Raw genomic sequence first — 23,304 nt, 5'->3', positions numbered from 1 at the left:
GCGGGGAGTAGCGTCGCGCGCATGCATGCGATCACGATTCCCGAACCTGGTGGGCCCGAGGCGCTGGTGTGGGACGAGGTGCCCGATCCGGTGCCCGGCGCCGGCGAGGTGCTGGTCGAGGTGGTGGCCAGCGCCGTCAACCGTGCCGACATCCTGCAGCGGCAGGGCTTCTACAACCCGCCGCCCGGCGCGTCCCCGTACCCCGGCCTGGAGTGCTCCGGCAGGATCGCCGCGCTCGGCCCCGGGGTCTCCGGCTGGGCCGTCGGCGACGAGGTGTGCGCGCTGCTCGCGGGCGGCGGCTACGCCGAGAAGGTCGTCGTTCCGGCCGGGCAGCTGCTGCCCGTGCCCGGTGGCGTCGACCTGACGGGGGCGGCCGCGCTGCCCGAGGTGGTCTGCACGGTCTGGTCCAACGTCTTCATGGTCGCCCATCTGCGCCCGGGCGAGACCCTGCTGGTGCACGGCGGCTCCAGCGGTATCGGCACGATGGCGATCCAGCTGGCCAAGGCCGTCGGAGCCAAGGTCGCGGTGACCGCCGGGACGAAGGAGAAGCTGGAGCGCTGCGCCGAGCTGGGCGCGGACGTGCTGATCAACTACCGCGAACAGGACTTCGTCGCCGAGATCAGGGAGGCCACGGACGGCGCGGGCGCCGACGTCATCCTCGACAACATGGGCGCGAAGTACCTGGACCGCAACGTCCAGGCCCTCGCCGTCAACGGGCGGCTCGCGATCATCGGCATGCAGGGCGGGATCAAGGGTGAGTTGAACATCGCCGCCCTGCTGAACAAGCGGGCCGCCATCAGCGCGACCTCGCTGCGGGCCCGGCCGCTGAGCGAGAAGGCGGCCATCGTGGCCGCCGTACGCGAGCATGTGTGGCCCCTGCTCGCCGCGGGACAGGTCCGCCCCGTCGTCGACCGCGAGCTGCCGATGCCGGAGGCCGCCGAGGCGCACCGGGTGGTAGAGGCGAGCGGCCACATCGGGAAGGTGCTGCTGGTGGCGCCGTAGGGCCGATCGGATCAGCTGCGCCGTACCCGGAGACCCAGGAACGCCAGGCCCAGGCCCAGGCCGATGAGGACCAGGCCGCTGCCCAGGGGCAGGATCTGCAGGGTCGGTTCGGTGGAGGCCTGTCCCTGGCGGACGGCGTTCTGGCCCGCGGGCTGCTGCGGGGGCCGGGCTGGGTTCAGTCCGGCCTCTGCGGGCGACTGGGAGACCGCCGGTGCCTGGTCCGGGGTGACCGCGGTCTCCGGCTCCTCCGGATAGCCGTTCTCCGGATCGCCGGTGTCGGGGGCCCCGGTGAACGGGCCGGTGTCGTCGTCGCCTTCTTCCTCCGCGGGCGGCCCGTCCGGCCGGCCCGGTCGCCTCCGGCCCTCACCGGCGCGGCTGCCCGCCCGCGACGGCTCCGGGGGAGCGGAAGGGGAGGCGGAGGCGTCGGGGGAAGACCGTGCGGCGGGCGCGGCGGAGACCCGCAGGGCGGGGGAGCGGCGCGCCGAGGGCGCGGGGGAGGGGGATGCCGAGGGCGCGGGGGAGTCCGGCGGGGCGGCCTCGGCGCCGTACGCGGTTGCCGCGCCGTACACGGGCACGGCCGTCGCGAGGACGAGCACCAGCCGCAGCAGGCGGAGCGTCAGTCGCAGCCATGGAGTCACGTCGGTGACCTCCCAGAGCCAGTCGTCGAACGTCGAACATCGACGGAAAACAGCCTCACATTTCATGGCATCCAGGGCATTCCGGATTGGGCCGACAGGTCTAAACGGTGGATCACTCCCATGAGGGGGCACCACGGTGATGAGGTGTAGGCGTGCGAGAGAATGGCGGCATGGAGATGCCGAGGAACGAACGGTCACCGGAGAATCCCCAGATCCTGGTCGTGGGCCAGGACGGCATGGCGATTGGCGGCGGTGGCTCAAGCGAGGACTCCCGCGAGGTTCCGGTGACGGAGCAGGTCGAGCAGCCGGCCAAGGTGATGCGGATCGGCAGCATGATCAAGCAGCTCCTGGAGGAGGTGCGCGTGGCTCCCCTGGACGAGGCGAGCCGGGTCCGGCTCAAGGAGATCCACCGCAGCTCGGTGAAGGAGCTGGAGGACGGGCTGGCGCCGGAGCTGGTCGAGGAGCTGGAGCGGCTGTCCCTGCCGTTCACCGACGACGGAACCCCGAGCGACGCGGAACTGCGCATCGCGCAGGCCCAGTTGGTGGGCTGGCTGGAGGGCCTGTTCCACGGGATCCAGACCACGCTGTTCGCCCAGCAGATGGCCGCGCGGGCCCAGCTGGAGCAGATGCGCCGGGCGCTGCCGCCGGGCATGGGCCACGACGGCGAGGACCACCACACGGGCGGCCGCTCGGGCGGACCGTACCTGTAACTCCCCCAGGCTGACCTCAGCACGAAGGGCCCGGCGGTAGTCCGCCGGGCCCTTCCTCATGCAGGTAGCCGCTAGGGGTTGCCCGTCGACACGTTGAGCTGGATCTCGACGTGCTTGGGGTCGACGTCCGTACCCTGCTTGGGGAACTGGCCGGTCACCGCACCCTCGCCGTACGTGTTCTCGTTGACCTTGACGGTCGTCACCCGCCAGCCCGCGGCGGCCGCGCAGTCCTTCACGGACTTGATGTACTTGAAACGGAAGTCCGGGAGCGTGATCTTCTTCGGGTCGTTGTAGGACTCCTGCGGCTCCGTGCACTCGGTCTTGTCGACCTGCTTCGACGTGTCCGGACCCCGGTAGCCCTCCGCATGGGCCGACGCGGAGGGGCTGGCGTCGCCGCCGCCCTGGTTGTCGTCACCGCCGTTGTTCAGCGTCAGCGCGACGATCAGACCGACGACCGCGACGAGGGACACCACGATCGAGCCGATGATCACCGGCTTGTTGCCCTTGCCACCGCCACCACCGGAGGACTGCACCGTGGTCTGGGGCGTGAGGTTGTACGGCGGCGGGGTCGCCGCGGCCTGCTGCCCGTACCCCGCCGGCGGGGTCTGGTACCCGGCCTGCTGCGGGTAGCCGTACGCCGGCGCGGGGACCGGGGCCGGCGCCGGGGTGCCGTACGGGCCCGGAGCCGGAGTCGGCTGGTACGGCGTCTGGACCGGGCCGGTGGGCGCCGGGGTCGCCTGGTCGACCGGCGGGAACACCGCGGAACCGACGCCCGCGCCGCTCTGCGTCGGACCGGAGCCCGGCACGATGCTCGGCGCCGCGGCCTGGAGGGAGGCGGCCACGCGCAGGCACTCGTCGCGCATGGACTCGGCGGTCGGGAAGCGCTCGTTCGGGTTCTTCTTCAGCGCGCGGGCGATCAGCGCGTCCACCGCGGGCGGAAGGGAACGGTTGATCGAGGAGGAGGCGACCGGCTCCTCCTGGACGTGCGCGTACGCGATCGCCAGCGGGGAGTCCGCATCGAACGGCAGCCGCCCGGTGACCAGCTGGAACAGCATGATGCCGACCGAGTACAGATCGGAGCGGGCGTCGACGCCCCGGCCCAGGGCCTGCTCGGGCGAGAGGTACTGCGGGGTGCCGACGACCATGCCGGTCTGGGTCATAGAGGTGACGCCGGACTGCATGGCGCGGGCGATACCGAAGTCCATGACCTTGACCACGCCGCGCTTGGTCATCATCACGTTGCCCGGCTTGATGTCGCGGTGGACCAGCCCCATCTCGTGGCTGATCTCCAGCGCGGCCAGCACGTCCGCGGTGATCTTCAGGGCCTTGTCGGCGGGCATCGCGCCGTACTGCCGTACGTCCGCGTCGAGCACCGAGCCGAGCGGGCGGCCCTCGACGTACTCCATGACGATGTACGGCATTGGCGCGCCGTCGCCCGCGGCGGAGCCGCTGGTGGACAGCGTGTCTTCTCCGGTGTCGAAGACCGAGACGATGTTGGTGTGCGTGAGCTTGGCCACTGCCTGGGCCTCGCGGCGAAAGCGCTCGCGGAAGGCCTGCTCCCGGCCCAGCTCGGTGTGGAGCGTCTTGATCGCGACCTGGCGGTCCAGCACGGCGTCGTACGCCAGGTGAACCGAGGCCATCCCGCCTTCACCGAGCAAGTCGCGCAGCTGGTAGCGGCCGCCGGCCAGCGACCCTCCCGTATACCGGCCCTGTGCGCCGTCCTGGCTCATCTCTCCGCGTCCCCCACTGGCCGTCCGGCGCCGTCATTGAGCGAACAAGCCTTGATCGAATGTGTCATTCCCGGCCAAGTCTGCCCCAGGGCACTGACACGTCAAGCGCGGTGCCCGTTCCGTGACCGTACGCGAAAGAAGCGTCGCGGAAGCGTTACAGCGGCCGTACCACCGGCACACAGAATTTGCACGAGAGCGCGTGCTAGAGGTTTCATGACCGGTCACTCCGGGGCCGGTCCCGGCACCGGATCCGGACCGGCGGCCCCCATGAAGGCTGTAGCGTGGCCGACGGAGACCGTAACAACACCGCGCGCACCGCGGGCAGAAACGACGGCGAGGACCGATGGCACAGACGCACAGCGCCCAGGGCCCGTCCGACCCCGAGGCGACTGGCGGCGGCATGTCAGACACGCCGGAGATGTGGGGCAACGGCGGGCTCGTCGGCGACGGCCGGTACCGGCTGACCCACCGGCTGGGCCGGGGTGGCATGGCCGAGGTGTTCGCGGCCGAGGACGTCCGTCTGGGCCGCACGGTCGCGGTCAAGCTGCTCCGTGCCGATCTTGCCGAGGACCCGACGTCCAAGGCCCGTTTCACGCGCGAGGCCCAGTCGGTGGCCGGACTCAACCACCACGCGATCGTCGCCGTGTACGACTCCGGCGAGGACTACGTGGGCGGCCAGTCCGTGCCGTACATCGTGATGGAGCTGGTCGAGGGCCGCACCATCCGTGACCTGCTGCTGAACGCCGAGGCGCCGGGTCCCGAGCAGGCCCTGATCATCGTCTCCGGTGTGCTGGAGGCGCTCGCCTACTCGCACCAGCACGGCATCGTGCACCGCGACATCAAGCCGGCCAACGTCATCATCACCCACAACGGCGCCGTCAAGGTGATGGACTTCGGCATCGCCCGCGCCCTGCACGGCGCCTCGACAACGATGACGCAGACCGGCATGGTCATGGGCACCCCGCAGTACCTCTCCCCGGAGCAGGCGCTCGGCAAGGCCGTCGACCACCGCTCCGACCTCTACGCGACCGGCTGCCTGCTCTACGAACTCCTCGCGCTCCGGCCTCCGTTCACCGGTGAGACCCCGCTGTCGGTGGTCTACCAGCACGTCCAGGACATTCCGACCCCGCCCTCCGAGTTCTCCGACGGCTGCCCGCCGGAGCTGGACGGCATGGTCATGCGCTCGCTCGCCAAGGAGCCCGACGACCGGTTCCAGACGGCCGAAGAGATGCGCGGCATGGTCCAGTACGGCCTGCAGATGCTGTACGACCAGGGCGGCCACACCGGCACCTGGAACACCGGGCCGGTGGTGGCGCACGACGGCCGGCAGACCCCGGCGGGCGGCTTCGCGGGTACGACCGCGATGCAGCACCCGGGCGAGTTCGGCGCCGGCACCACGCAGATCCCGCAGCCGATCCTGCCCGGCGGGTACGGCAACGGCGACGACGGCGGCTTCGAGGGACACGGCAACAAGGGCAGCGGCCGCGGCAAGCTGTGGATCCTCGCCGTCTTCGCGGTGATCGCGATCGCGGCCGGTGTCGCGATCGCGCTGAACAACACGGGCAACGGCACCGGCGGCGGCACCGATCCGACGCCGAGCCACTCGCAGACCAAGAAGGACGACAAGGCCTCCGAGACGCCGTCCGACGACTCCACCGATCAGCCCACGGACACGACCACGGACGATGGTTCGGCCACGGGCGGCACCGGTTCGGACTGGACGCCGTCGTACACGCCGTCGGTGACCCCGTCCGACACGGCGACCTCCGAGCCGACCGACCCGGCGACCTCGACGGAGCCGACGGATCCGGAGACCACCCCGACGGACGGCGGCACGGACGCGGGCACCACGGACGGTGGCACTGACGCGGGCACCACCGATGGCGGCACGGACGCGGGCACCACGGTCGGCGGCACCGACGCGGGCACCACGACCGGTACCACGGCCGGCAACGGAACTTGAAGGCCTCCGACGCCGTCGGGTCCGGCAACAGCCTGAGACACCACGGCTAGATCACCCCACGCGCGCGTGCGAGCAACGGCTCCACGCGCGCGTGCCGTTGTGCGCGACCCCTCTGTGTGCGACCTCTGTGCGCGACCTCTTCGAGGCCGTCACTCCACGAAGGCGTCGCACACCGCGTCGTACTCCCGTGTCCACCACACCGCCAGCGCCGAGGCGGCCGGGAACTGGCAGTCCGCGCGTGTGTCACCGCGCTCGTAGTGCCAGCGCAGCATCCAGAAGTCGTTCAGGCGCTCCCACCACACCCGGTGCACGGCCGCCGCGAGCTCCGAGGGCGTGGCGCCGGCCGCGCGCCGGTACGTGCGCGCGTACGCCCGCACCTTGGGCAGGTCCAGCGCCCCCGCGGGCCGTACGAAGAAGATCGCGGCGGCGCGTACGGCCTCCTCGGCGCGGGGCTGCACGCCGAGCCGGTCCCAGTCGACGATGGCGGCCGGGGCGTCGCCCTTGTAGAGCAGGTTGAAGGGGTGGAAGTCGCCGTGCACCCAGCCCACCGAGCCGCCGCGCGGGGGGCGCCGGTCGGCGTGCTGCTCCAGCAGCGCGCGGCGCTCCAGAAGGCGGTGGCGGGCCAGTTCGTCGAAGGCGTCGGCGGGGCGGTGGCGGCGGACGTGGGCGAGCAGGTCGTCGATGAGGGCGAAGGTGGCGGCCGGATCGGCGCTCTCCACGGGATGCGGGCTCGTGGCCGGGCGCGTGCGCCCCTTGGGGGGCATCACGCGCTCCAGGCAGGCGTGTACGGCGCCCAGGAGCGCCCCCAGGCGTGCGCTCTCCCCGCGGGTCAGCTGGCCGCCGTGGCGGTGCCTGCCGTCGATCCAGGGGTGCAGGGCGTAGGCGTGGCCGCCGACGACGGCGACCGTGCGGCCCTCGCGGTGCGCGAGCGGCGGGGCGACCGGGACGCCGAGATCGGCCAGGCGCTGGGTGGCCCGGTGCCGGCGTTCGATGGCGGCCGGGTCGGCGGTGTCCGGGTCGAAGTGGTGCTTGAGGAAGTAGCGGCCGCGGGTGGTGCACAGCCGGTAGCCGCGGTTGAGCAGGCCCTGGTCGACGGGTTCGCAGGTGAGGGCGGTACCGGCGGCGTACAGGCGCAGCAGGGCGCCCAGAGGGGGCGCATGGGGCGGGAGGGGTGGTACACATGAGCGCGGCACGCGCCAGATGTTAGGGCACGAAAAGCGGCCGTGAGCTGGGGCTTATCACAGGCAGTCGCCGCTGGTCGCTTTCGGTCACGCTGTGCACCGTGACGAACTCCGGAGCGACGGTCAGGTGCACGGGTGGCGCTCGTCGAGCACGGTGACGTCGGGTCGGGTGGCCGGAATCCGTAGCAGCGCGTCGGCCGCGGTGCCATCCCATACCTGGATTTTTCCGCCTTCGCGGACGAGGGCAGTGTCACACATTGACTCTTCCCGTGCCCGGGGTGGCCGGGATAACGTGCCGTTGCTCCGGCCTCCTGCAAGGCTGTGACCAGCGGTCTTCCGAGCCCTGCGGATTTACTTGGAAATCCAAGCAAAATCGCAGGTCAGGAGGGGTTTCACAGAAATGTGGAGCACTGGGTAACGTAAAAGTTGCAGGGCGCTCGCCGGGGCACCTGTCACGCCTGTTCCCGGCCGAGTGGCACCCACCCCGTGCCCGGTGGTCGAGAACAGGTGAGCCGCACTGGCCTACCGGCAACCCCGGGGGCCGGAACGACGGAGGAGCACACGTGACCGTGGACAGCAGTGCCGCGCGCAAGCCGCGACGCAGCGCCGCAGGCAAGGCCGGCACCACCGGCAGCAGTACCGGAACCACCGGCACCAAGCGCACCACCCGCACCACCAAGAAGAGCACCGACCCGGAACTCGTGCAGCTCCTGACGCCCGAGGGCGAGCGGGTCAAGAACGCCGAGTACGACGCCTACGTCGCCGGGATCACCCCCGAGGAGCTGCGCGGCCTGTACCGCGACATGGTGCTCACCCGCCGGTTCGACGCCGAGGCCACCTCCCTGCAGCGCCAGGGCGAGCTGGGCCTGTGGGCCTCGCTGCTCGGCCAGGAGGCCGCCCAGATCGGCTCCGGCCGGGCCCTGCGCGACGACGACTACGTCTTCCCGACCTACCGCGAGCACGGCGTCGCCTGGTGCCGCGGGGTCGACCCGGCCAACCTGCTCGGGATGTTCCGCGGCGTGAACAACGGCGGCTGGGACCCGAACAGCAACAACTTCCACCTGTACACGATCGTCATCGGCTCCCAGACGCTGCACGCCACCGGCTACGCGATGGGCGTGGCCAAGGACGGCGCGGACTCGGCCGTCATCGCCTACTTCGGCGACGGCGCCTCCAGCCAGGGCGATGTCGCCGAGTCGTTCACCTTCTCCGCGGTCTACAACGCCCCGGTGGTGTTCTTCTGCCAGAACAACCAGTGGGCGATCTCCGAGCCGACCGAGAAGCAGACCCGCGTCCCGCTCTACCAGCGCGCGCAGGGCTACGGCTTCCCCGGCGTACGCGTCGACGGCAACGACGTCCTGGCCTGCCTCGCGGTCACCAAGTGGGCGCTGGAGCGCGCCCGCAACGGCGAGGGCCCGACCCTGGTCGAGGCCTACACCTACCGCATGGGCGCCCACACCACCTCCGACGACCCCACCCGCTACCGGGGCGACGAGGAGCGGCAGTCCTGGGAGGCGAAGGACCCGATCCTGCGCCTTCGCCGGTTCCTCGAGGCCTCAAACCACGCGGACGAGGGATTCTTCGCGGAACTCGAGGCCGAGTCCGAGGCGTTGGGCAGGCGAGTGCGCGAAGCGGTCCGCTCCATGCCGGACCCGGACCACTTCGCCATGTTCGAGAACGTGTACGCGGACGGGCACGCGCTCGTCGACGAGGAGCGAGCCCAGTTCGCCGCCTACCAGGCGTCGTTCGCGGACGCAGAGGCAGAGGGGGTCTGATCATGGCAGCCGAGACCAAGACCATGGCGCTGGCCAAGGCGATCAACGAGTCGCTGCGCCGCGCTCTGGAGACGGACCCCAAGGTCCTCGTCATGGGCGAGGACGTCGGCAAGCTCGGCGGTGTCTTCCGGGTCACCGACGGCCTGCAGAAGGACTTCGGCGAGAGCCGCGTCATCGACACCCCGCTCGCCGAGTCGGGCATCGTCGGCACCGCGATCGGCCTCGCGCTGCGCGGCTACCGCCCGGTGGTGGAGATCCAGTTCGACGGCTTCGTCTTCCCGGCCTACGACCAGATCGTCACGCAGCTGGCGAAGATGCACGCCCGTGCGCTGGGCAAGGTCAAGATGCCGGTCGTCATCCGCATCCCCTACGGCGGCGGCATCGGCGCGGTCGAGCACCACTCCGAGTCCCCCGAGTCGCTGTTCGCGCACGTGGCGGGCCTGAAGGTGGTCAGCCCCTCCAACGCGTCCGACGCGTACTGGATGATGCAGCAGGCCATCCAGAGCGACGACCCGGTGATCTACTTCGAGCCCAAGCGGCGCTACTGGGACAAGGGCGAGGTCAGCACCGACGCCATCCCCGGCCCGCTGCACAAGGCACAGGTCGTCCGCGAGGGCACGGACCTCACCCTGGCCGCCTACGGCCCGATGGTGAAGCTGTGCCAGGAGGTCGCGAACGCGGCCGCCGAGGAGGGCAAGTCCCTGGAGGTGCTGGACCTGCGCTCGGTCAGCCCCCTCGACTTCGACACCATCCAGGCCTCGGTCGAGAAGACCCGCCGCCTGGTCGTCGTCCACGAGGCGCCGGTGTTCTTCGGCTCCGGTGCGGAGATCGCCGCCCGGATCACGGAGCGCTGCTTCTACCACCTGGAGGCCCCGGTGCTCCGGGTCGGCGGCTACCACGCCCCGTACCCGCCGGCGCGCCTGGAGGAGGAGTACCTGCCGGGTCTGGACCGGGTGCTCGACGCCGTCGACCGTGCCCTGGCGTACTGAGGAGAGGGTTCGTGACGACGATGACGGAAGCTTCCGTACGCGAGTTCAAGATGCCCGACGTGGGCGAGGGACTCACCGAGGCCGAGATCCTCAAGTGGTACGTCCAGCCCGGTGACACGGTCACCGACGGCCAGGTGGTGTGCGAGGTCGAGACCGCCAAGGCGGCCGTCGAACTCCCCATCCCCTACGACGGCGTGGTCCGCGCGCTGCACTTCCCCGAGGGCACCACGGTGGACGTGGGCACGTCCATCATCGCGGTGGACGTGGCCGGCGGCGCACCGGCGGAAACCCCCGCTCCCGCCGAGCAGCCGAAGGCGGCACCCAAGGCGGAGGAGCCCAAGCCGGAGGGCCGCCAGCCGGTCCTGGTCGGCTACGGCGTGGCGACCACCTCCACCAAGCGCCGCCCGCGCAAGGGCCCGGAGGTCACCGTCCCGGCCGCGGCCCAGGCCATCCAGACCGAGCTGAACGGCCACGGCGCCGCCGTCCCCGCCCAGCCCCGCCCGCTGGCCAAGCCGCCGGTGCGCAAGCTGGCGAAGGACCTCGGCGTCGACCTCGCCACGATCACCCCGTCCGGCCCGGACGGCGTCATCACCCGCGAGGACGTCCACGCGGCGGCGGCCCCCAAGGCTGCCGAGGCCACCGCGCCGGTCGTCGTGGAAGCCCCCACCACCGCCCCGGTTCCCGCACCCGTCGTGGCCTACGACGGCGCCCGCGAGACCCGCATCCCGGTCAAGGGCGTCCGCAAGGCGACCGCGCAGGCCATGATCGGCTCCGCGTTCACGGCGCCGCACGTCACCGAGTTCGTGACGGTGGACGTGACGCGCACGATGAAGCTGGTCGAGGAACTCAAGCAGGACAAGGAGTTCCAGGGCCTGCGGGTGAACCCGCTGCTCCTGATCGCCAAGGCCCTGCTGGTCGCCATCAAGCGCAACCCGGACATCAACGCGTCCTGGGACGAGCCCCACCAGGAGATCGTGCTCAAGCACTACGTGAACCTGGGCATCGCGGCGGCCACTCCCCGCGGCCTGATCGTCCCGAACATCAAGGACGCCCACGCCAAGACGCTCCCGCAGCTGGCCGAGTCCCTGGGCGAGCTGGTGGCGACGGCCCGCGAGGGCAAGACGTCCCCCGCGGCGATGCAGGGCGGCACGGTGACCATCACCAACGTCGGCGTCTTCGGCGTCGACACCGGCACGCCGATCCTCAACCCCGGCGAGTCCGCGATCCTCGCGGTCGGCGCGATCAAGCTCCAGCCGTGGGTCCACAAGGGCAAGGTCAAGCCGCGCCAGGTCACCACCCTGGCCCTGAGCTTCGACCACCGCCTGGTCGACGGCGAACTCGGCTCCAAGGTGCTCGCCGACGTCGCGGCGATCCTGGAGCAGCCGAAGCGGTTGATCACCTGGGCGTGAGGGCAGCTAGGTTGAGGGAGTGGGCGGTCGCAACTAGGTCTTGCGATCGCCCACTCCCTCCTCTGACTCTCAGAGCTGGTTGAGCACGTACACCGGCGCCCCGTCCTCCGCCGCGCCCTGTGAGCGGATGCAGGCGTGCTTGCGCAGCAGGCGCAGGCATTCGTTGACGCGCCGTACCGACAGACCCGTACGGGCCGCGATCGATTCGAGCGGCTCTCGCAGCTCACCCCTCTCGACGAGAACCGGGGCGATGACGACGGCCACGAGCCACACGTCCTCCGTCACGGACAGCCGTTCCCGCCAGTCGGCCAGCACGGACTCCGTGGTGGGCAGCACCGTGAGGTGCCCGCCGGGCGCCCGACGTTCGAGAACGAGAGCGTCGAACCGGTCCGCGATGCGTTCCATCGCCCGGACCAGGGCCTGTTGCACGGCGAGTGTGGCCTTCTGCGTGGCCAGCGTCTCCCTCTGGATCGCCAGCATCTCCTTCTGCAACGAGATCGATTCGCGCTGCCCGTTCGCCAGCTCCTCGTCCAGCTGAAGGTTGTGCGCCTCAAGCCGCACGATGGCCTCGGCGACCTGCTCCGGCATGGCGTACGCGATGGGGGCACCCGGCTCGGCGGGCTGCACCTCGGCCTCTTCGAGAGTGTAGGAGCCCTCTCGCTGAACGGTCTCGATGACCTCGGCGGCCCACTGCTTGAAGGGGGCGCAGGCAGCCTTCGTACAGGATTGGACGAGGAGGATCAGGCCTTGGAGATCGATGAGATTCATGTCTCGACGCCACTCCCGACCTGCGGGAATGCTGAGACCGTAACCTCCAGTTACGGTCTCAAGAATCTCTCGGTGCTCTTCCGGGACATGGTCGGAGAGAGCCTTCCTCGAGTTGGTGTGCCCGAGTTCCTTGCAGACATCCACCGCCGGAAACCAATGAGTCCCGTCCGGCATGGTCAGTCGTCGCACCCGGGCTCCGGTCGCCGCGTACACGAAGTCGCTGACGTCGATCGCCTCATGCCGCTCGCCCGCGTTGGGCTGCTTGCTGGGTTCGTTCATGTGAACCACCTCCGCTGCGGAACGTAGAGCGGAGCAAATCGAATATGCCAGCTGCAAGATGGATGTTCACCATTGCGAGGGAAGATCCCTTATTTGGCTGGACCGATCTCAACTCCCGTATCTTGACGCCATGGTGGCGGGGGCGAAGAGCGCAGCACGGCATGCGAAAAGGCGGACGACGGAGGAGAAGGGCGGGCTCGCCCGGTCCTCCGTGCTGATGGCCGGAGCCACCGTCGTGTCACGGGCGACCGGGCTGATCCGGCAGGTGCTGCAGGGCGCGGCGCTCGGCAACGGGCTGCTGGCGAGCACGTACAACACGGCGAACACCCTGCCGACCAGCCTGTACATCCTGCTGATCGGCGGCGCCCTGAACGCCGTACTCGTGCCGCAGCTGGTGCGTGCCCGGGCCACCCACCCCGACGGCGGGCGCGCCTACGAACAGCGGCTGGTGACCCTGGTCATCACGGTGCTGGCCGCCGGGACCGTACTCGCCGTCTGGGCGGCCCCACAGATCGTGGGCCTGTACATGAGGGACACGCCGGACAGCCATCAGGCCTTCCGGCTCACCGTCGTCTTCGCCCGGTTCCTGCTGCCGCAGATCTTCTTCTACGGCCTCTTCACCATTCTCGGCCAAGTCCTCAACGCCCGCGAGAAGTTCGGGGCCATGACCTGGACGCCGGTTCTCAACAACTTCGTCCTCATCGGCATGTTCAGCGCCTACCTGGGGCTGATGACCGTCCCGCACTCGGTCGCCGACATCACCGCCGCCCAGGTCCGCTGGCTCGGCATCGGCACCACCGTCGGCATCGCCGTACAGGCCCTCGCGCTCATCCCCTTCGCCCGCGCCGCCGGCTTCCGGTTCCGGCCCCGCTTCGACTGGCGCGGCGCCGGACTCGGCTCCGGCGTCCACGCGGCCAAGTGGACGCTGCTGTTCGTGCTGGCCAACCAGATCGCGCTCACCGTGGTCACCAACTACGCCAACGCGGCCGACCAGGAACTGCCGAAGGCCGGCGCGGGCTACACGTCGTACAGCTATGCCCAGGCGATCTGGACACTGCCGCAGTCCGTCGTCACCGTCTCCCTGGTCACGGCCCTGCTGCCGCGCATGAGCAAGGCCGCCGCCGAGGGCCGGATCGCCGATCTGCGCGCGGACCTGTCCCGGGCGCTGCGGATCAGCGGGGTCGTCATCGTGCCCGCCGCCTTCCTGTTCGCCGCGCTCGGCCCACAGATCGCGACGCTGCTGTTCGCCCATGGCGCCGCCGACGCCTCGTCCGTCCAGCCCCTCGGCCACATGCTCCAGGCGTTCGGCCTCGGCCTGATCCCCTTCTCGGCCCAGTACCTGCTGCTGCGCGGCTTCTACGCCTTCGAGGACACCCGTACACCGTTCTTCATGGCGGTCTGGATCGGCGTCGTGAACATTGCCCTCGCGACCGCCTGCCACCTCTTGTTGCCCGCTCGCTGGGCCGTCACGGGCATGGCCGGCGCCTACACCCTCTCCTACTTCGCCGGCCTCGCCCTCACCGCCCGCCTGCTGGCCCGCCGCACCGGCGGCCGCCTGGCCGACGGCACCCTGCGCGGCACGTACGCCAAGCTGCTGTGCGCCGGCGCCGCGGGAGCGGTCGCGGGCTGGGCGGCGGCGCGGGTCTGCGCGGCAGCCCTGGGCGGGAGCGGTACGGCGGCGGCGGCCCTCGCCACGGCCACCGGCGCTTTCGCCCTGGCCGTGACGTACTTGGCCCTCGGCCGCCTGCTGCGTATCGCCGAATTCCGGCGGCTGCCCGGCCTCGGCTGAGCACCCCTTACGCCGGAGGTCCGTAGGTCGGCGCGGGGCGTGCCGAGCCGGTCGTCGACCTCCGGTCAGCCGGGCCCGCGTGGACGGTCCGGTGTCGGGGAGGGGACTTCGTCGAGGCGAAGATCGCTCGGCAAGTGCGACTCACGGACGGCGAGGGTGCGCTGCGGCAACTGGTAGAGGTCCACCTACAGCAGCGGCAACGGCGAGTGCGTCGAAGTCGCGCGCAACATCCCCCACACCGTCGCCGTCCGCGACTCCGAGGACCCTTGCGGGCCGATAGTCGAGTTCGCGCCCGAGTCGTGGCGGTCCTTTGCGGTGTACGTGGGATGCAGGGACCCCGTCAGCCCCTGACACGGCATCAGGGTTGACTCGGGGTAGGGCTGGGGGAGTCACCGATGTGGTCGGTGGGGGCTGAGCGGCACGCTGATGTCATGTCGAAAACCAGCGCCGCTCGTTTCCGTTCCTCCGTCGGTCGCCGTGCCGCTGCCGGCCTCGCCGGTGCCGCCGCCCTGGCAGGTGCCGCGGCGGTGTGCGCGCCGGGTGTGGCCGCTGCCGCGCCTGCGGCAGTCTCCCCGTCCGCGACCGACTTCAGTGACTGTCCCGCGCTGCCCGACGGCGTCGACCCGGCCCGCTGGAGATGTGAAGTGCACACCGCCGCCCCTCGGCTGACCATCGGCAAGGTCACGGTGAACCTCGCCCAGATCACCATGACCCACGCCGAGGGTCCCCTGCCGGACGGCAGCAACGGGCAGGTGTGGGGAGCGATGCACACCGTGCCGACCGCAGTGCCGGGAGGGCTGACCGGGACCCCGGCAGGCGATCACGCGCCGGTCCCGGGGATGGCGATACAGCCGGAGTACGGTGGCCGGTCCGACTTCTACACCGGCCGGTTCAGCCTCCGCTTCCGGCTCATAGGACCGCTGCTGCCGCACGGCTGCACCATCGGGGCCGGCGAACCCGTCGACTTCCAGCTCAAGCGCTCGGGCCCCTCCAAGTGGGTCTCCCAGGATCCGCCGGTGATCGAGTTCTCGGCGTACGACGACACCTTCACCGCTCCGGCCGCCGAGCACTGCGGGCCGCTCACCTCGTCCCTCAACCGACGGCTCGGCCTGCCGGCGACCGACCAGAACCTGATGTCGTACGACGCCTCCTACACCTTCAAGACCTACGACCAGCTGACCTGAGGCGGCCTCGCGCAAGTCCGGGACATGAAAGAGAAAGGAGGGAACCTTTCGCAGCTGCCCCCACTCCTGACCCGGCGACGCGGACCCGACGGGGGACCGCACCGGCCCGAGAGGGGTCATGCATGGCACCGCACACCGCGGTCGTGTCCGACCGTCCGATGCCCGAGGACATACGCGCCGAGCACCGTTGGCCGACGGTCCGGGGCACCCGGCTGCACCTCGCCGAGTACGGAGGCACCGACGGCACCAGCGCCACCGGCATCCCGCTGCTGATGCTGCACGGCTTCCCGCAGCACTGGTACGCCTGGCACAAGGTCGCCGCCCTGGTGCCGGACGGGTACCGGCTGATCTGCCCGGACCTGCGGGGCTTCGGCTGGTCCGAGGTCACCCGGCGGGGTTACGACATGGACGGCCTGGCGGACGACACCCTCGCACTGCTGGACGCGCTCGGGCTGGAGCGGGTCGGGCTGGTCGGTCACGACTGGGGTGCCCACTTGGGGTTCCGGCTGTGCCTGCGGGCGCCGGAGCGGTTCACCGGGTACCTGGCGCTGAACATGTCCCACCCCTGGCCCCGGCACCGGGCGGTCCTGCCCAACCTGTGGCGGATGTGGTACACCGCGTTCGTCGAGTACCCGGTGCTCGGGCGGGCCGTCCTGCGGCACTGGCCCGGCTTCACCCGCTTTCTGCTGCGTCATCAGGCGGCCGACCCGGCCGTGTGGACGGACGTCGAACTCGCCGAGTACGCGGCCGCGACCTCCGCGAGCGCGGCCGCCGCACAGTCCCTGTTCTGGCAGTACGTCCTGCGTGACATAGCTGCGCTGGTCCGCGGCACCTGGCGCCGGCACCGGCTGACCGTGCCCACGCTGCTGCTCGGCGGGGAGCGGGACGTGGTGGTCCCGCCGCCAGTGCTGGCCGGGTCGGAGCCGTACGCCGACGATCTGACTGTGCGGCTGGTGCAGGGGGCCGGACACTATCTGCCGCAGGAGCGGCCGGAGGAGGTCGCCGAGGCGATCGGGAAACTCTTCGCCGAGTCGCGCTAACGCAGTGCCGCCCGCTCGGTGAGCCGGTGCACGAACGCCTGGCCGCGCCGCTCGCCGAGCAGGCTGCCGTACAGCCACTGGACCGGGCGCAGGGCGGTGGGGCGGGTGGCGCCGAGGACGGCGAAGCGCGTGCCGGCGCCCTCCGGTACGGCCGCCATGCCGCCCACGATCAGGCGGGACTGCATCAGGCACGAGCCGGGGGCGAGGCGTACCTCGAAGGCTTCACGCAGGCCCGAGCGGCCCACCGCCAGGGCCGGCTTGCGGTCGGCGTCGCCCGGTGGGACACGGAACTCACGCAGAAAGGGGACCAGATGGGGCAACTCCGAAGACAGGTCGGAGGCGACCGACCAGACCTGTTCGTACGGCAGTGGGAGGTGTTGCTCGGTGTACAGGCCGGCGTGCAGACCGGCGGCCAGGACGCGCAGGCGCAGTACGGGATCGGTGTTCATCGCGACCACGCCTTCCGGAACGCGGAACGGGCCCGGTGCAGCCGGGACTTGACGGTGCCCGTGGGGACCCCGAGCAGTTCGGCCACGGCGGCCTCGTCCAGGCCCTCCAGCTCGCGCAGGACCAGGACCGCGCGGTGCCGTACCGGCAGCCGGGCGAGTACGTCCCGGACGTCGGCGGGCAGCTCGCCGTCGGTGCCGGTGCGCAGTCCGCCGAGCCGGGCCAGGTCGGAGGGGTCGGCCGGTTCCTCGACCGCGGTGCGCCGGGCGACCCGGACCGCCTCGCGGACGGTGACCGTGCGCACCCAGCCGTAGAAGGCGAGCGGATCACGCAGCCCGCGCAGGCCCTTGAAGACCGCGACGAGCGACTCCTGTACGGCGTCGGGCATGTCGTGCGGCGCGATCGGGCGGCACAGGCGGGTCACGTACGGGGTCACCAGGGTCAGCAACTCGTCCATCGCGAGGGCGTCCCCGTCCTGGGCGGCCCGGACCAGCTCGGCGGCGGTCTCCCACGGCTCGGCGGCGTCCCCCTGTGTGTCCATGACGGGGTCACCCTACGCGACGGGCCCGCCGCGATCCGCGACGGGCCCGGGTGCCGAAACAGCTGTCAGCCGAGCTTGGCGAAGCCGTAGTTCATGAGCTTCTTGGCGTCCGACTCGCGGTTCGGGATGGAGGTGGAGGAGAGGACGGTGCCGATGACCGTCTTGCCGTTGCGGGTGGCGGCGAAGACGAGGCAGTAGCCGGCCTCGGGGCCGGAGCCGGTCTTCACGCCGATGGTGCCGCTGTAGCTGCTGAGGAGCCCGTTGGTGTTGGTCCACGGGTTCATCGTGCGGGTGCTGCCCGTCTTGGTGATCGTCTTCGCCGTGTACGACTTCGTCTTGACGATCGTGCGGAACGTGGAGTTCTTCATCGCGCTGCTGGCGATCTTCGTCAGGTCGCGCGGCGTCGAGTAGTTGTTGCCGTTGCCGATGCCGTCGAACGAGTCGAAGTGCGTGCTCGTGGTCTTCAGGCCGAGGTTCTTCGCGGCGGTGTTCATCTTGCCGATGAAGGACTTCACGCGGTCGGCCATGGTGGCGCCGGAGCCGTACTTGTCGGCGAGGGCGTAGGCGGCGTCGCAGCCGGACGGCAGCATCAGGCCGTAGAGAAGCTGACGGACGGTGACCTTGTCGCCGACGATCAGGTGCGCCTGGGAGGCGTTGTTCCTGACGACGTAGTCGCTGTACTCCTTCTTGATCGTCACCTTGGCGTCGAGGTTGAGGTTCGACTGGGCGAGCACGACCTTGGCGGTCATGATCTTGGTGGTGGAGCCGGTGGAGCGCTTGGTGTCCGCTGCCTTGGTGTACAGCGTCGTGCCGGTCGCGTTGTTCATCACGTAACCGCCCTTGGCCACGATCGAGGGCGTCGTGACGGCCTGCGCGGGCGCAGCGGTGAAGGCCCCGGCGGCGAACAGCGCGCCGGACGTGAGGGCGACGGCGCTTGCGCGGCGGATGCGGCGGGTGCCCTTAATGCCGGTAATCAAAGTGAGATACCCCGATTGTGTTGAATGCCCCTACTGTGCGGCCAAGTTGGGGGTGGCAAGGGAGCAGGGCCGCACGTGTGTGACACGTAAGTAGCACAGAAGGTTGTGCGGTCGCTGGGAGAGATCTGCGTCACGTCCGCATGCTGGACGAGCCTCTCTCATGCGTACGTGTTGTATCTATCCTGTGGGCATGGCCACGCCCACGAAGCAACCACCCGCCGCCGACCGTGTCTACAGCCACATCAAGCAGGGCGTCCTCGACCGCCGTTACGAGGGCGGGACGCTGCTCACCGAGGGGGAGCTGGCCGAGGCCGTGGGGGTCTCGCGCACACCTGTCCGGGAGGCGCTGCTCAAGCTGGAGGTGGAGGGCCTGATCAGGCTGTACCCGAAGAAGGGTGCCCTGGTCCTGCCGGTCTCCGCGCAGGAGATCGCCGACGTGGTGGAGACCCGGCTGCTGGTGGAGGAGCACGCGGCCCGCAAGGCCGTGCCCGCCCCGCCGGGGCTGCTGGAGCGGCTGGCGGAGCTGCTGGAGCAGCAGAAGGCGCAGGCCGCGGCCGGTGACCTGGCCGCCGCGGCGAAGACCGACCGCTGCTTCCACGCCGAGATCGTGCGCAGCGGAGGCAACGAGATCCTGTCCCGGCTGTACGACCAGCTGCGCGACCGGCAACTGCGGATGGGCGTCGCCGTCATGCACTCGCACCCCGACCGGATCGCCAAGACACTCGCCGAGCACGAGGAGATCCTCGAGGCGCTGCGCTCCGGGGACGCGGAGGCGGCCGTCGGGGTCGTGCACCGGCATGTGAGCTGGTTCTCGCACCTCGCGCGGGGTGAGGTCCGGTGAACAACGCCACCCTGCCGGGTGACCCTCCCGGCGGCCGTCGCGCCATCGCGGTGTGGTCCATCGGCGTCTCGGTCTACTTCGTCGCCGTCATCTTCCGTACGTCCCTGGGCGTGGCCGGGCTGGACGCGGCCGACCGCTTCCACGTCAACGCCTCCGCCCTCTCGACCTTCTCGATCCTCCAACTGCTGGTCTACGCCGGCATGCAGATACCGGTGGGCCTGCTGGTCGACCGGCTCGGCACCAAGAAGGTGCTCGGCATCGGCGCGGTGCTGTTCACGGCGGGCCAGCTCGGCTTCGCCTTCTCGCCCTCCTACGGCACGGCGCTCGCCTCGCGGGCGCTGCTCGGGTGCGGTGACGCGATGACCTTCATCAGCGTGCTGCGGCTGGGCAGCCGCTGGTTCCCGGCCCGGCGCGGGCCGCTGGTCGCGCAGCTCGCGGGCCTGGTCGGCATGGCCGGCAACCTGGTCTCCACCCTGGTCCTGGCCCGGCTGCTGCACGGCATCGGCTGGACCCCGGCGTTCGCGGGCAGTGCGCTGGCCGGCGTGGTCGTACTCGTCCTGACGCTGCTGTTCCTGAAGGACCACCCCGAGGGGCACGAGCCCGAGCCGCTCCCGCACCAGGGCGCGGCCTACGTCCGCCGGCAGATCGCGGCGTCCTGGCGGGAGCCCGGCACCCGGCTGGGACTGTGGGTGCACTTCACGACCCAGTTCCCGGCGATGGTGTTCCTGCTGCTGTGGGGGCTGCCGTTCCTGGTCCAGGCACAGGGGCTGTCCCGTGCCACGGCCGGTGAGCTGCTGACGCTCGTCGTCCTGTGCAACATGGTGATCGGGCTGGTCTACGGCCAGATCGTCGCCCGGCACCACGCGGCCCGGCTGCCGCTGGCCCTGGGCACGGTCGGGGCGACGGCGTCGCTGTGGGCGCTGACGCTCGCCTGGCCGGGTGAGCGTGCTCCCATGTGGCTGCTGGTGGTGCTCTGCGCGGTGCTCGGCGCGTGCGGTCCGGCCTCGATGCTGGGCTTCGACTTCGCCCGGCCGGCCAACCCGCCCGAGCGACAGGGCACGGCGTCGGGTATCACCAACATGGGTGGATTCGTCGCCTCCATGACGACGTTGTTCGCGGTCGGGGTGCTGCTGGACGCCACCGGGGACGACTACTCGGTGGCCTTCTCGGTGGTGTTCGTCCTGCAGGCGCTGGGGGTGAGCCAGATTCTGCGGCTGCGGGGGCGGGCGGCTCGGCGGGAGCGGGAGCGGTTGGTGGCCAGTCGGGTGGAGACGGTGCATGTGCCTGCGGCTTGAGCCGCTTTTTCTCCCGCCCACGCACCGCGCGTTTCCAGTTGGCTGAGTGGCTGGGCAACCTGTGGGGGTGCTCGCCGTCGGCGGCCTCCCCTCCCCTCCGCTCAGCCGGTGACCGGTACGAGGGTGAGGTAGGCGAGGCCCAGTACGCCTCGGTAGGTCAGCCACTGTGCGCGGTGGCGGTTCAGGCGGTCGCGGGTCTCGGGGGCCGACGGGTGATCCGGATGGGTGGCCAGCCATACCTCCGTGTCCGCCTGGTACGCCGACTCGAACTCCTCCCACTCGGCCGGGCTCGCGGTCTCCGTCCACTCGGGGCGGAAGCCGGCCTCGACGGCGAGGTCGAGGAGGGTGGCGAGGTCGTAGTGGTCGTCGGCGGAGGCGCCCGGCCACATGCGGGCCAGTTCGGGCTCGGTGGGCGTGCGCTCCCAGAAGCCCTCGCCGAGCAGGACGCGGCCGCCGTCGGTCACCAGGCGCCGCAGCTCGCGCAGCGCCTCCGCCGTGGGCGGTTCGGCCTTGGTCAGTGCCTGGGTCGCGCCCAGGCAGAGCACCAGGTCGGCCGGGCCGCGGCGGGTACCGACGGCGGACTCCTCGACGAATTCCACGCGGTCCGCGAGATCCCGCGCCGCGGAGTTCCGCCGACCCCTCGCCAGGTCCTCGGCGTTCACGTCGAGGCCGAGTCCCCGGGCGTCCGGTACGGCTTCGAGCACCCGGAGCATCAACTCGCCCCAGCCGCAGCCGATGTCCAGCACACTGCCCGGCCGGGTGTCGGCGAGGCGCCGGACCAGGGCGGCCGCGCGGGCCTCGGAGAGGGGGCCGTGGAAGACGAGCCGGGTGAGCCGGGGCGGGAGGTCGTCGGTGCTTGGGGTCGCGGCAGTGTCCGTCATGGCGCGCACGCTAGTTCCGAGGGCGGAGCGGCGACACCGGTTTTCCGAGCGCCGGCGGGCCTACGGCGTCACCGTGAAGTTGCGCAGGATCGCCGCCGTCAGGTCCGGGTCGCCCTCCGTCTTCACCCGGTCCACGACCGCCTCCGGGCTCACCCGGCCGCACGCCAGCCGGAAGTACGTCTCCCAGTCGAGGGCGAAGGAGGCGGCGGGGCCCAGGGCGGGGGCGGTCTCCAGGGTGCCGCGGCCCTGGATGTCCACGCGGATGGTGCGCAGGAACTCGACCGGGCCGTGCACGTCGAACACGATGGCCGAGCTGCGCGGGGCGTTCGCGTCCTTGGCGACCACCTTGGGCAGCGCGTCCAGCAGGACGTCCCGGGTGATGTGCGCGCCCGGGGAGTCGAGGTTGCCGGGGCGGCCGAGGGCCGTGCGCAGGTCCTGCTCGTGTACCCACACGTCGAAGGCGCGGTTGCGCATCGCCTGTTCGAGGGTGACCTCGGCGCCCACGTAGCCGCGCACCTTGTGGCCGGGGTCGCGGGACTCGTTGCGCAGCTGGCGGTTGCGGCGGATGACCGTGTACTCCAGCTCGGACGTCATCTCCGGCGCCGTGTGGTGGCGGCGGACGTCGACCTGCATCTCCATATAGCGCTGGTGCTCGTTGGTGACGTGGAAGAGGTCGCGGGGCAGGGTGTGGATGGGGCGCGGGTCGCCGAGCATCTCGCAGTCCAGGCCGATGACGTGCGAGACCACATCACGCACCGACCAGCCCGGGCACGGCGTCCGCCGGTTCCACTCGCCCTCGGGGAGCTTGCCGACCAACTCGGATATGGCTTCGACGGAGTGGGTCCAGGCGTCGGCGTAGGGCTGGAGGGTGGGATGCAGACTCACGGAACGGGACCCCTCGGCGGTCGGTACACGGGCGGTTGTGGCGGCGTTGCCAGTGGGAGGTGGCTGCACTCGGCGGGTGTCTTGAAACGCTAAGTTACGCTGCTATGAGGCACCCCGGCAGTGCTTTCGTGTGACGATCGTAGGCCCGTGTGGACTACTCGAATGCCAGGACGGTGGTAGTGTGCGCGCCTCGCTGATCCAGATTGCCGTAGACGAGGGCGAATCGGTTGCCGAACGGCGGCAGCGGGTGGCCGCGCTGGTCCGCGAACAGGCCGGGTCCGACCTGGTCGTTCTGCCCGAGTTGTGGACCACCGGCGCCTTCGCCTACGAGGAGTTCGGCCCCGAGGCCGAGCCGCTCGAAGGGCCGACGTACGAGGTGATGGCCAAGGCGGCGAGCGACGCGGGCGTGTGGCTGCACGCCGGCTCCATCCCCGAGCGCGACCCTGACGGCCCCCTCTACAACACCTCTCTCGTCTTCTCCCCCTCCGGTGAGCTGGCCGCGGCCTACCGCAAGATCCATCGCTTCGGTTTCGACAAGGGCGAGGCCGTGCTGATGGGCGCCGGGCGGGACCTGGTGACGGTCCGGCTGCCCGGGACCACCCTCGGCGTGGCCACCTGCTACGACCTCCGTTTCCCCGAACTCTTCCGCTCCCTCGTCGACGCGGGCGCCGAGACGCTGGTGATCCCGGCGGGCTGGCCCGAGCGGCGACGCGCGCACTGGACGCTGCTGGCTCAGGCGCGGGCGGTGGAGAACCAGGCGTTCGTGCTCGCGTGTGGAACGGCCGGGACGCACGCCGGAGTTCCCCAGGCGGGTCACTCGATCGTGGTGGATCCCTGGGGCGAGGTGCTCGCCGAGGCGGGTGCCGGCGAGGAGGTCCTCACGGTCGACTTCGACCCGGCGAAGGTGGCGGCCACCCGTGAACAGTTCCCGGCACTGAAGGACCGGATGCTGGGCCTGGAACCGCCGCGCCGCTGAACAC

At 70.9% G+C, this 23,304-nt stretch carries 21 protein-coding genes and 2 pseudogenes; 13 read left to right on the top strand and 10 right to left on the bottom strand.

All coding sequences use genetic code 11. From position 1 onward, the window contains the following. Positions 1 to 21: 21 nt before the first annotated feature. Positions 22 to 1,002: an NAD(P)H-quinone oxidoreductase gene (locus BEK98_RS23155; RefSeq protein WP_094218567.1), complete on the top strand. Its 981-nt coding sequence runs from the start codon at positions 22 to 24 to the stop codon at positions 1,000 to 1,002. Positions 1,003 to 1,013: 11 nt separating this feature from the next. On the opposite strand, the gene BEK98_RS23150 is transcribed toward BEK98_RS23155, so the two are convergent. Further along, the gene (locus BEK98_RS23150; RefSeq protein ID WP_094218566.1) at positions 1,014 to 1,640 is read right to left on the bottom strand and encodes a hypothetical protein; all 627 of its coding nucleotides are present in this window, start codon (positions 1,638 to 1,640) and stop codon (positions 1,014 to 1,016) included. 170 nt (positions 1,641 to 1,810) lie between these two features. Here BEK98_RS23150 and BEK98_RS23145 point away from each other — a divergent pair, with 170 nt between their 5' ends. Further along, entirely contained in the window at positions 1,811 to 2,350 is a 540-nt protein-coding gene (locus BEK98_RS23145) for a bacterial proteasome activator family protein (RefSeq protein ID WP_094218565.1), read from the top strand. Between the two features lie 71 nt (positions 2,351 to 2,421). Here BEK98_RS23145 and BEK98_RS23140 read toward each other — a convergent pair whose 3' ends face one another. Then, positions 2,422 to 4,080 (bottom strand): protein kinase domain-containing protein, encoded by a 1,659-nt coding sequence (locus BEK98_RS23140; RefSeq protein ID WP_094218564.1) that lies wholly within the window; start codon positions 4,078 to 4,080, stop codon positions 2,422 to 2,424. A 343-nt stretch (positions 4,081 to 4,423) separates the two neighbouring features. Here BEK98_RS23140 and BEK98_RS23135 point away from each other — a divergent pair, with 343 nt between their 5' ends. Continuing rightward, positions 4,424 to 6,043: a protein kinase domain-containing protein gene (locus BEK98_RS23135; RefSeq protein ID WP_167444240.1), complete on the top strand. Its 1,620-nt coding sequence runs from the start codon at positions 4,424 to 4,426 to the stop codon at positions 6,041 to 6,043. Positions 6,044 to 6,192: 149 nt separating this feature from the next. Here BEK98_RS23135 and BEK98_RS23130 read toward each other — a convergent pair whose 3' ends face one another. Together BEK98_RS23130 and BEK98_RS51300 are read right to left on the bottom strand one after the other, a co-directional pair. Beyond that, complete coding sequence (locus BEK98_RS23130; protein ID WP_208643200.1) at positions 6,193 to 7,236, bottom strand: phosphotransferase; 1,044 nt, start codon at positions 7,234 to 7,236, stop codon at positions 6,193 to 6,195. Between the two features lie 120 nt (positions 7,237 to 7,356). Further along, positions 7,357 to 7,431, bottom strand: a pseudogene (locus BEK98_RS51300) (DNA-binding response regulator); the annotation flags it as partial. A gap of 356 nt (positions 7,432 to 7,787) precedes the next feature. On the opposite strand from BEK98_RS51300, the gene pdhA reads away from it, so the two are divergent. The 3 genes from pdhA to BEK98_RS23110 are packed head-to-tail and all read left to right on the top strand — an operon-like array spanning position 7,788 to position 11,397. Further along, positions 7,788 to 8,999, top strand: a complete 1,212-nt coding sequence (gene pdhA / locus BEK98_RS23120) for a pyruvate dehydrogenase (acetyl-transferring) E1 component subunit alpha (RefSeq protein ID WP_094218563.1) — start codon at positions 7,788 to 7,790, stop codon at positions 8,997 to 8,999. A gap of 2 nt (positions 9,000 to 9,001) precedes the next feature. Then, complete coding sequence (locus BEK98_RS23115) at positions 9,002 to 9,988, top strand: alpha-ketoacid dehydrogenase subunit beta (RefSeq protein WP_094218562.1); 987 nt, start codon at positions 9,002 to 9,004, stop codon at positions 9,986 to 9,988. Between the two features lie 11 nt (positions 9,989 to 9,999). Further along, complete coding sequence (locus BEK98_RS23110; protein WP_094218561.1) at positions 10,000 to 11,397, top strand: dihydrolipoamide acetyltransferase family protein; 1,398 nt, start codon at positions 10,000 to 10,002, stop codon at positions 11,395 to 11,397. Between the two features lie 69 nt (positions 11,398 to 11,466). On the opposite strand, the gene BEK98_RS23105 is transcribed toward BEK98_RS23110, so the two are convergent. Continuing rightward, on the bottom strand, positions 11,467 to 12,444 hold the full coding sequence (locus tag BEK98_RS23105) for a BRO-N domain-containing protein (protein WP_094218560.1): 978 nt from the start codon (positions 12,442 to 12,444) through the stop codon (positions 11,467 to 11,469). A 130-nt stretch (positions 12,445 to 12,574) separates the two neighbouring features. Here BEK98_RS23105 and murJ point away from each other — a divergent pair, with 130 nt between their 5' ends. From murJ to BEK98_RS23085, 4 genes and pseudogenes are all read left to right on the top strand, one after another. Then, on the top strand, positions 12,575 to 14,233 hold the full coding sequence (gene murJ, locus BEK98_RS23100; RefSeq protein ID WP_094218559.1) for a murein biosynthesis integral membrane protein MurJ: 1,659 nt from the start codon (positions 12,575 to 12,577) through the stop codon (positions 14,231 to 14,233). A 189-nt stretch (positions 14,234 to 14,422) separates the two neighbouring features. Further along, positions 14,423 to 14,584: pseudogene (locus BEK98_RS23095) on the top strand (DUF397 domain-containing protein); the annotation flags it as partial. Positions 14,585 to 14,664: 80 nt separating this feature from the next. Further along, entirely contained in the window at positions 14,665 to 15,417 is a 753-nt protein-coding gene (locus BEK98_RS23090; RefSeq protein WP_094218558.1) for a hypothetical protein, read from the top strand. A 122-nt stretch (positions 15,418 to 15,539) separates the two neighbouring features. Then, positions 15,540 to 16,457 carry an alpha/beta fold hydrolase gene (locus tag BEK98_RS23085; RefSeq protein WP_094218557.1) on the top strand — a complete coding sequence of 306 codons (918 nt, stop codon included), beginning with the start codon at positions 15,540 to 15,542 and terminating at the stop codon, positions 16,455 to 16,457. On the opposite strand, the gene BEK98_RS23080 is transcribed toward BEK98_RS23085, so the two are convergent. The 3 genes from BEK98_RS23080 to BEK98_RS23070 all read right to left on the bottom strand — a co-directional run bounded on the left by BEK98_RS23080 (position 16,454) and on the right by BEK98_RS23070 (position 18,422). Further along, positions 16,454 to 16,906, bottom strand: a complete 453-nt coding sequence (locus tag BEK98_RS23080; RefSeq protein ID WP_143684153.1) for a hypothetical protein — start codon at positions 16,904 to 16,906, stop codon at positions 16,454 to 16,456. The genes BEK98_RS23085 and BEK98_RS23080 overlap by 4 nt on opposite strands. Continuing rightward, entirely contained in the window at positions 16,903 to 17,445 is a 543-nt protein-coding gene (locus BEK98_RS23075; protein WP_094218555.1) for an RNA polymerase sigma factor, read from the bottom strand. Before BEK98_RS23075 ends, BEK98_RS23080 begins: the two co-directional genes overlap by 4 nt. Before the next feature lie 65 nt (positions 17,446 to 17,510). Beyond that, positions 17,511 to 18,422 (bottom strand): D-alanyl-D-alanine carboxypeptidase family protein, encoded by a 912-nt coding sequence (locus tag BEK98_RS23070; protein ID WP_094218554.1) that lies wholly within the window; start codon positions 18,420 to 18,422, stop codon positions 17,511 to 17,513. A 190-nt stretch (positions 18,423 to 18,612) separates the two neighbouring features. Here BEK98_RS23070 and BEK98_RS23065 point away from each other — a divergent pair, with 190 nt between their 5' ends. Beyond that, the gene (locus tag BEK98_RS23065) at positions 18,613 to 19,263 is read left to right on the top strand and encodes a GntR family transcriptional regulator (protein ID WP_094218882.1); all 651 of its coding nucleotides are present in this window, start codon (positions 18,613 to 18,615) and stop codon (positions 19,261 to 19,263) included. Continuing rightward, positions 19,260 to 20,558, top strand: coding sequence for an MFS transporter (locus BEK98_RS23060; protein ID WP_094218553.1), 1,299 nt, complete (start codon positions 19,260 to 19,262; stop codon positions 20,556 to 20,558). Before BEK98_RS23065 ends, BEK98_RS23060 begins: the two co-directional genes overlap by 4 nt. A 101-nt stretch (positions 20,559 to 20,659) precedes the next feature. Here the strand turns inward: BEK98_RS23060 and BEK98_RS23055 are convergent, their stop codons facing one another. Together BEK98_RS23055 and BEK98_RS23050 are read right to left on the bottom strand one after the other, a co-directional pair. Continuing rightward, on the bottom strand, positions 20,660 to 21,439 hold the full coding sequence (locus BEK98_RS23055) for an SAM-dependent methyltransferase (protein ID WP_094218552.1): 780 nt from the start codon (positions 21,437 to 21,439) through the stop codon (positions 20,660 to 20,662). 60 nt (positions 21,440 to 21,499) lie between these two features. Beyond that, complete coding sequence (locus BEK98_RS23050) at positions 21,500 to 22,324, bottom strand: maleylpyruvate isomerase family mycothiol-dependent enzyme (RefSeq protein WP_094218551.1); 825 nt, start codon at positions 22,322 to 22,324, stop codon at positions 21,500 to 21,502. Between the two features lie 181 nt (positions 22,325 to 22,505). On the opposite strand from BEK98_RS23050, the gene BEK98_RS23045 reads away from it, so the two are divergent. Then, positions 22,506 to 23,300 (top strand): carbon-nitrogen family hydrolase, encoded by a 795-nt coding sequence (locus tag BEK98_RS23045; protein WP_094218550.1) that lies wholly within the window; start codon positions 22,506 to 22,508, stop codon positions 23,298 to 23,300. Positions 23,301 to 23,304 lie beyond the last annotated feature (4 nt).

Origin of the sequence: Streptomyces diastatochromogenes (assembly GCF_002242805.1) — a bacterium.
GTDB classification, from domain to species: Bacteria; Actinomycetota; Actinomycetes; order Streptomycetales; family Streptomycetaceae; genus Streptomyces; species Streptomyces diastatochromogenes.
This window is presented reverse-complemented; position numbering and strand designations above follow the sequence as displayed.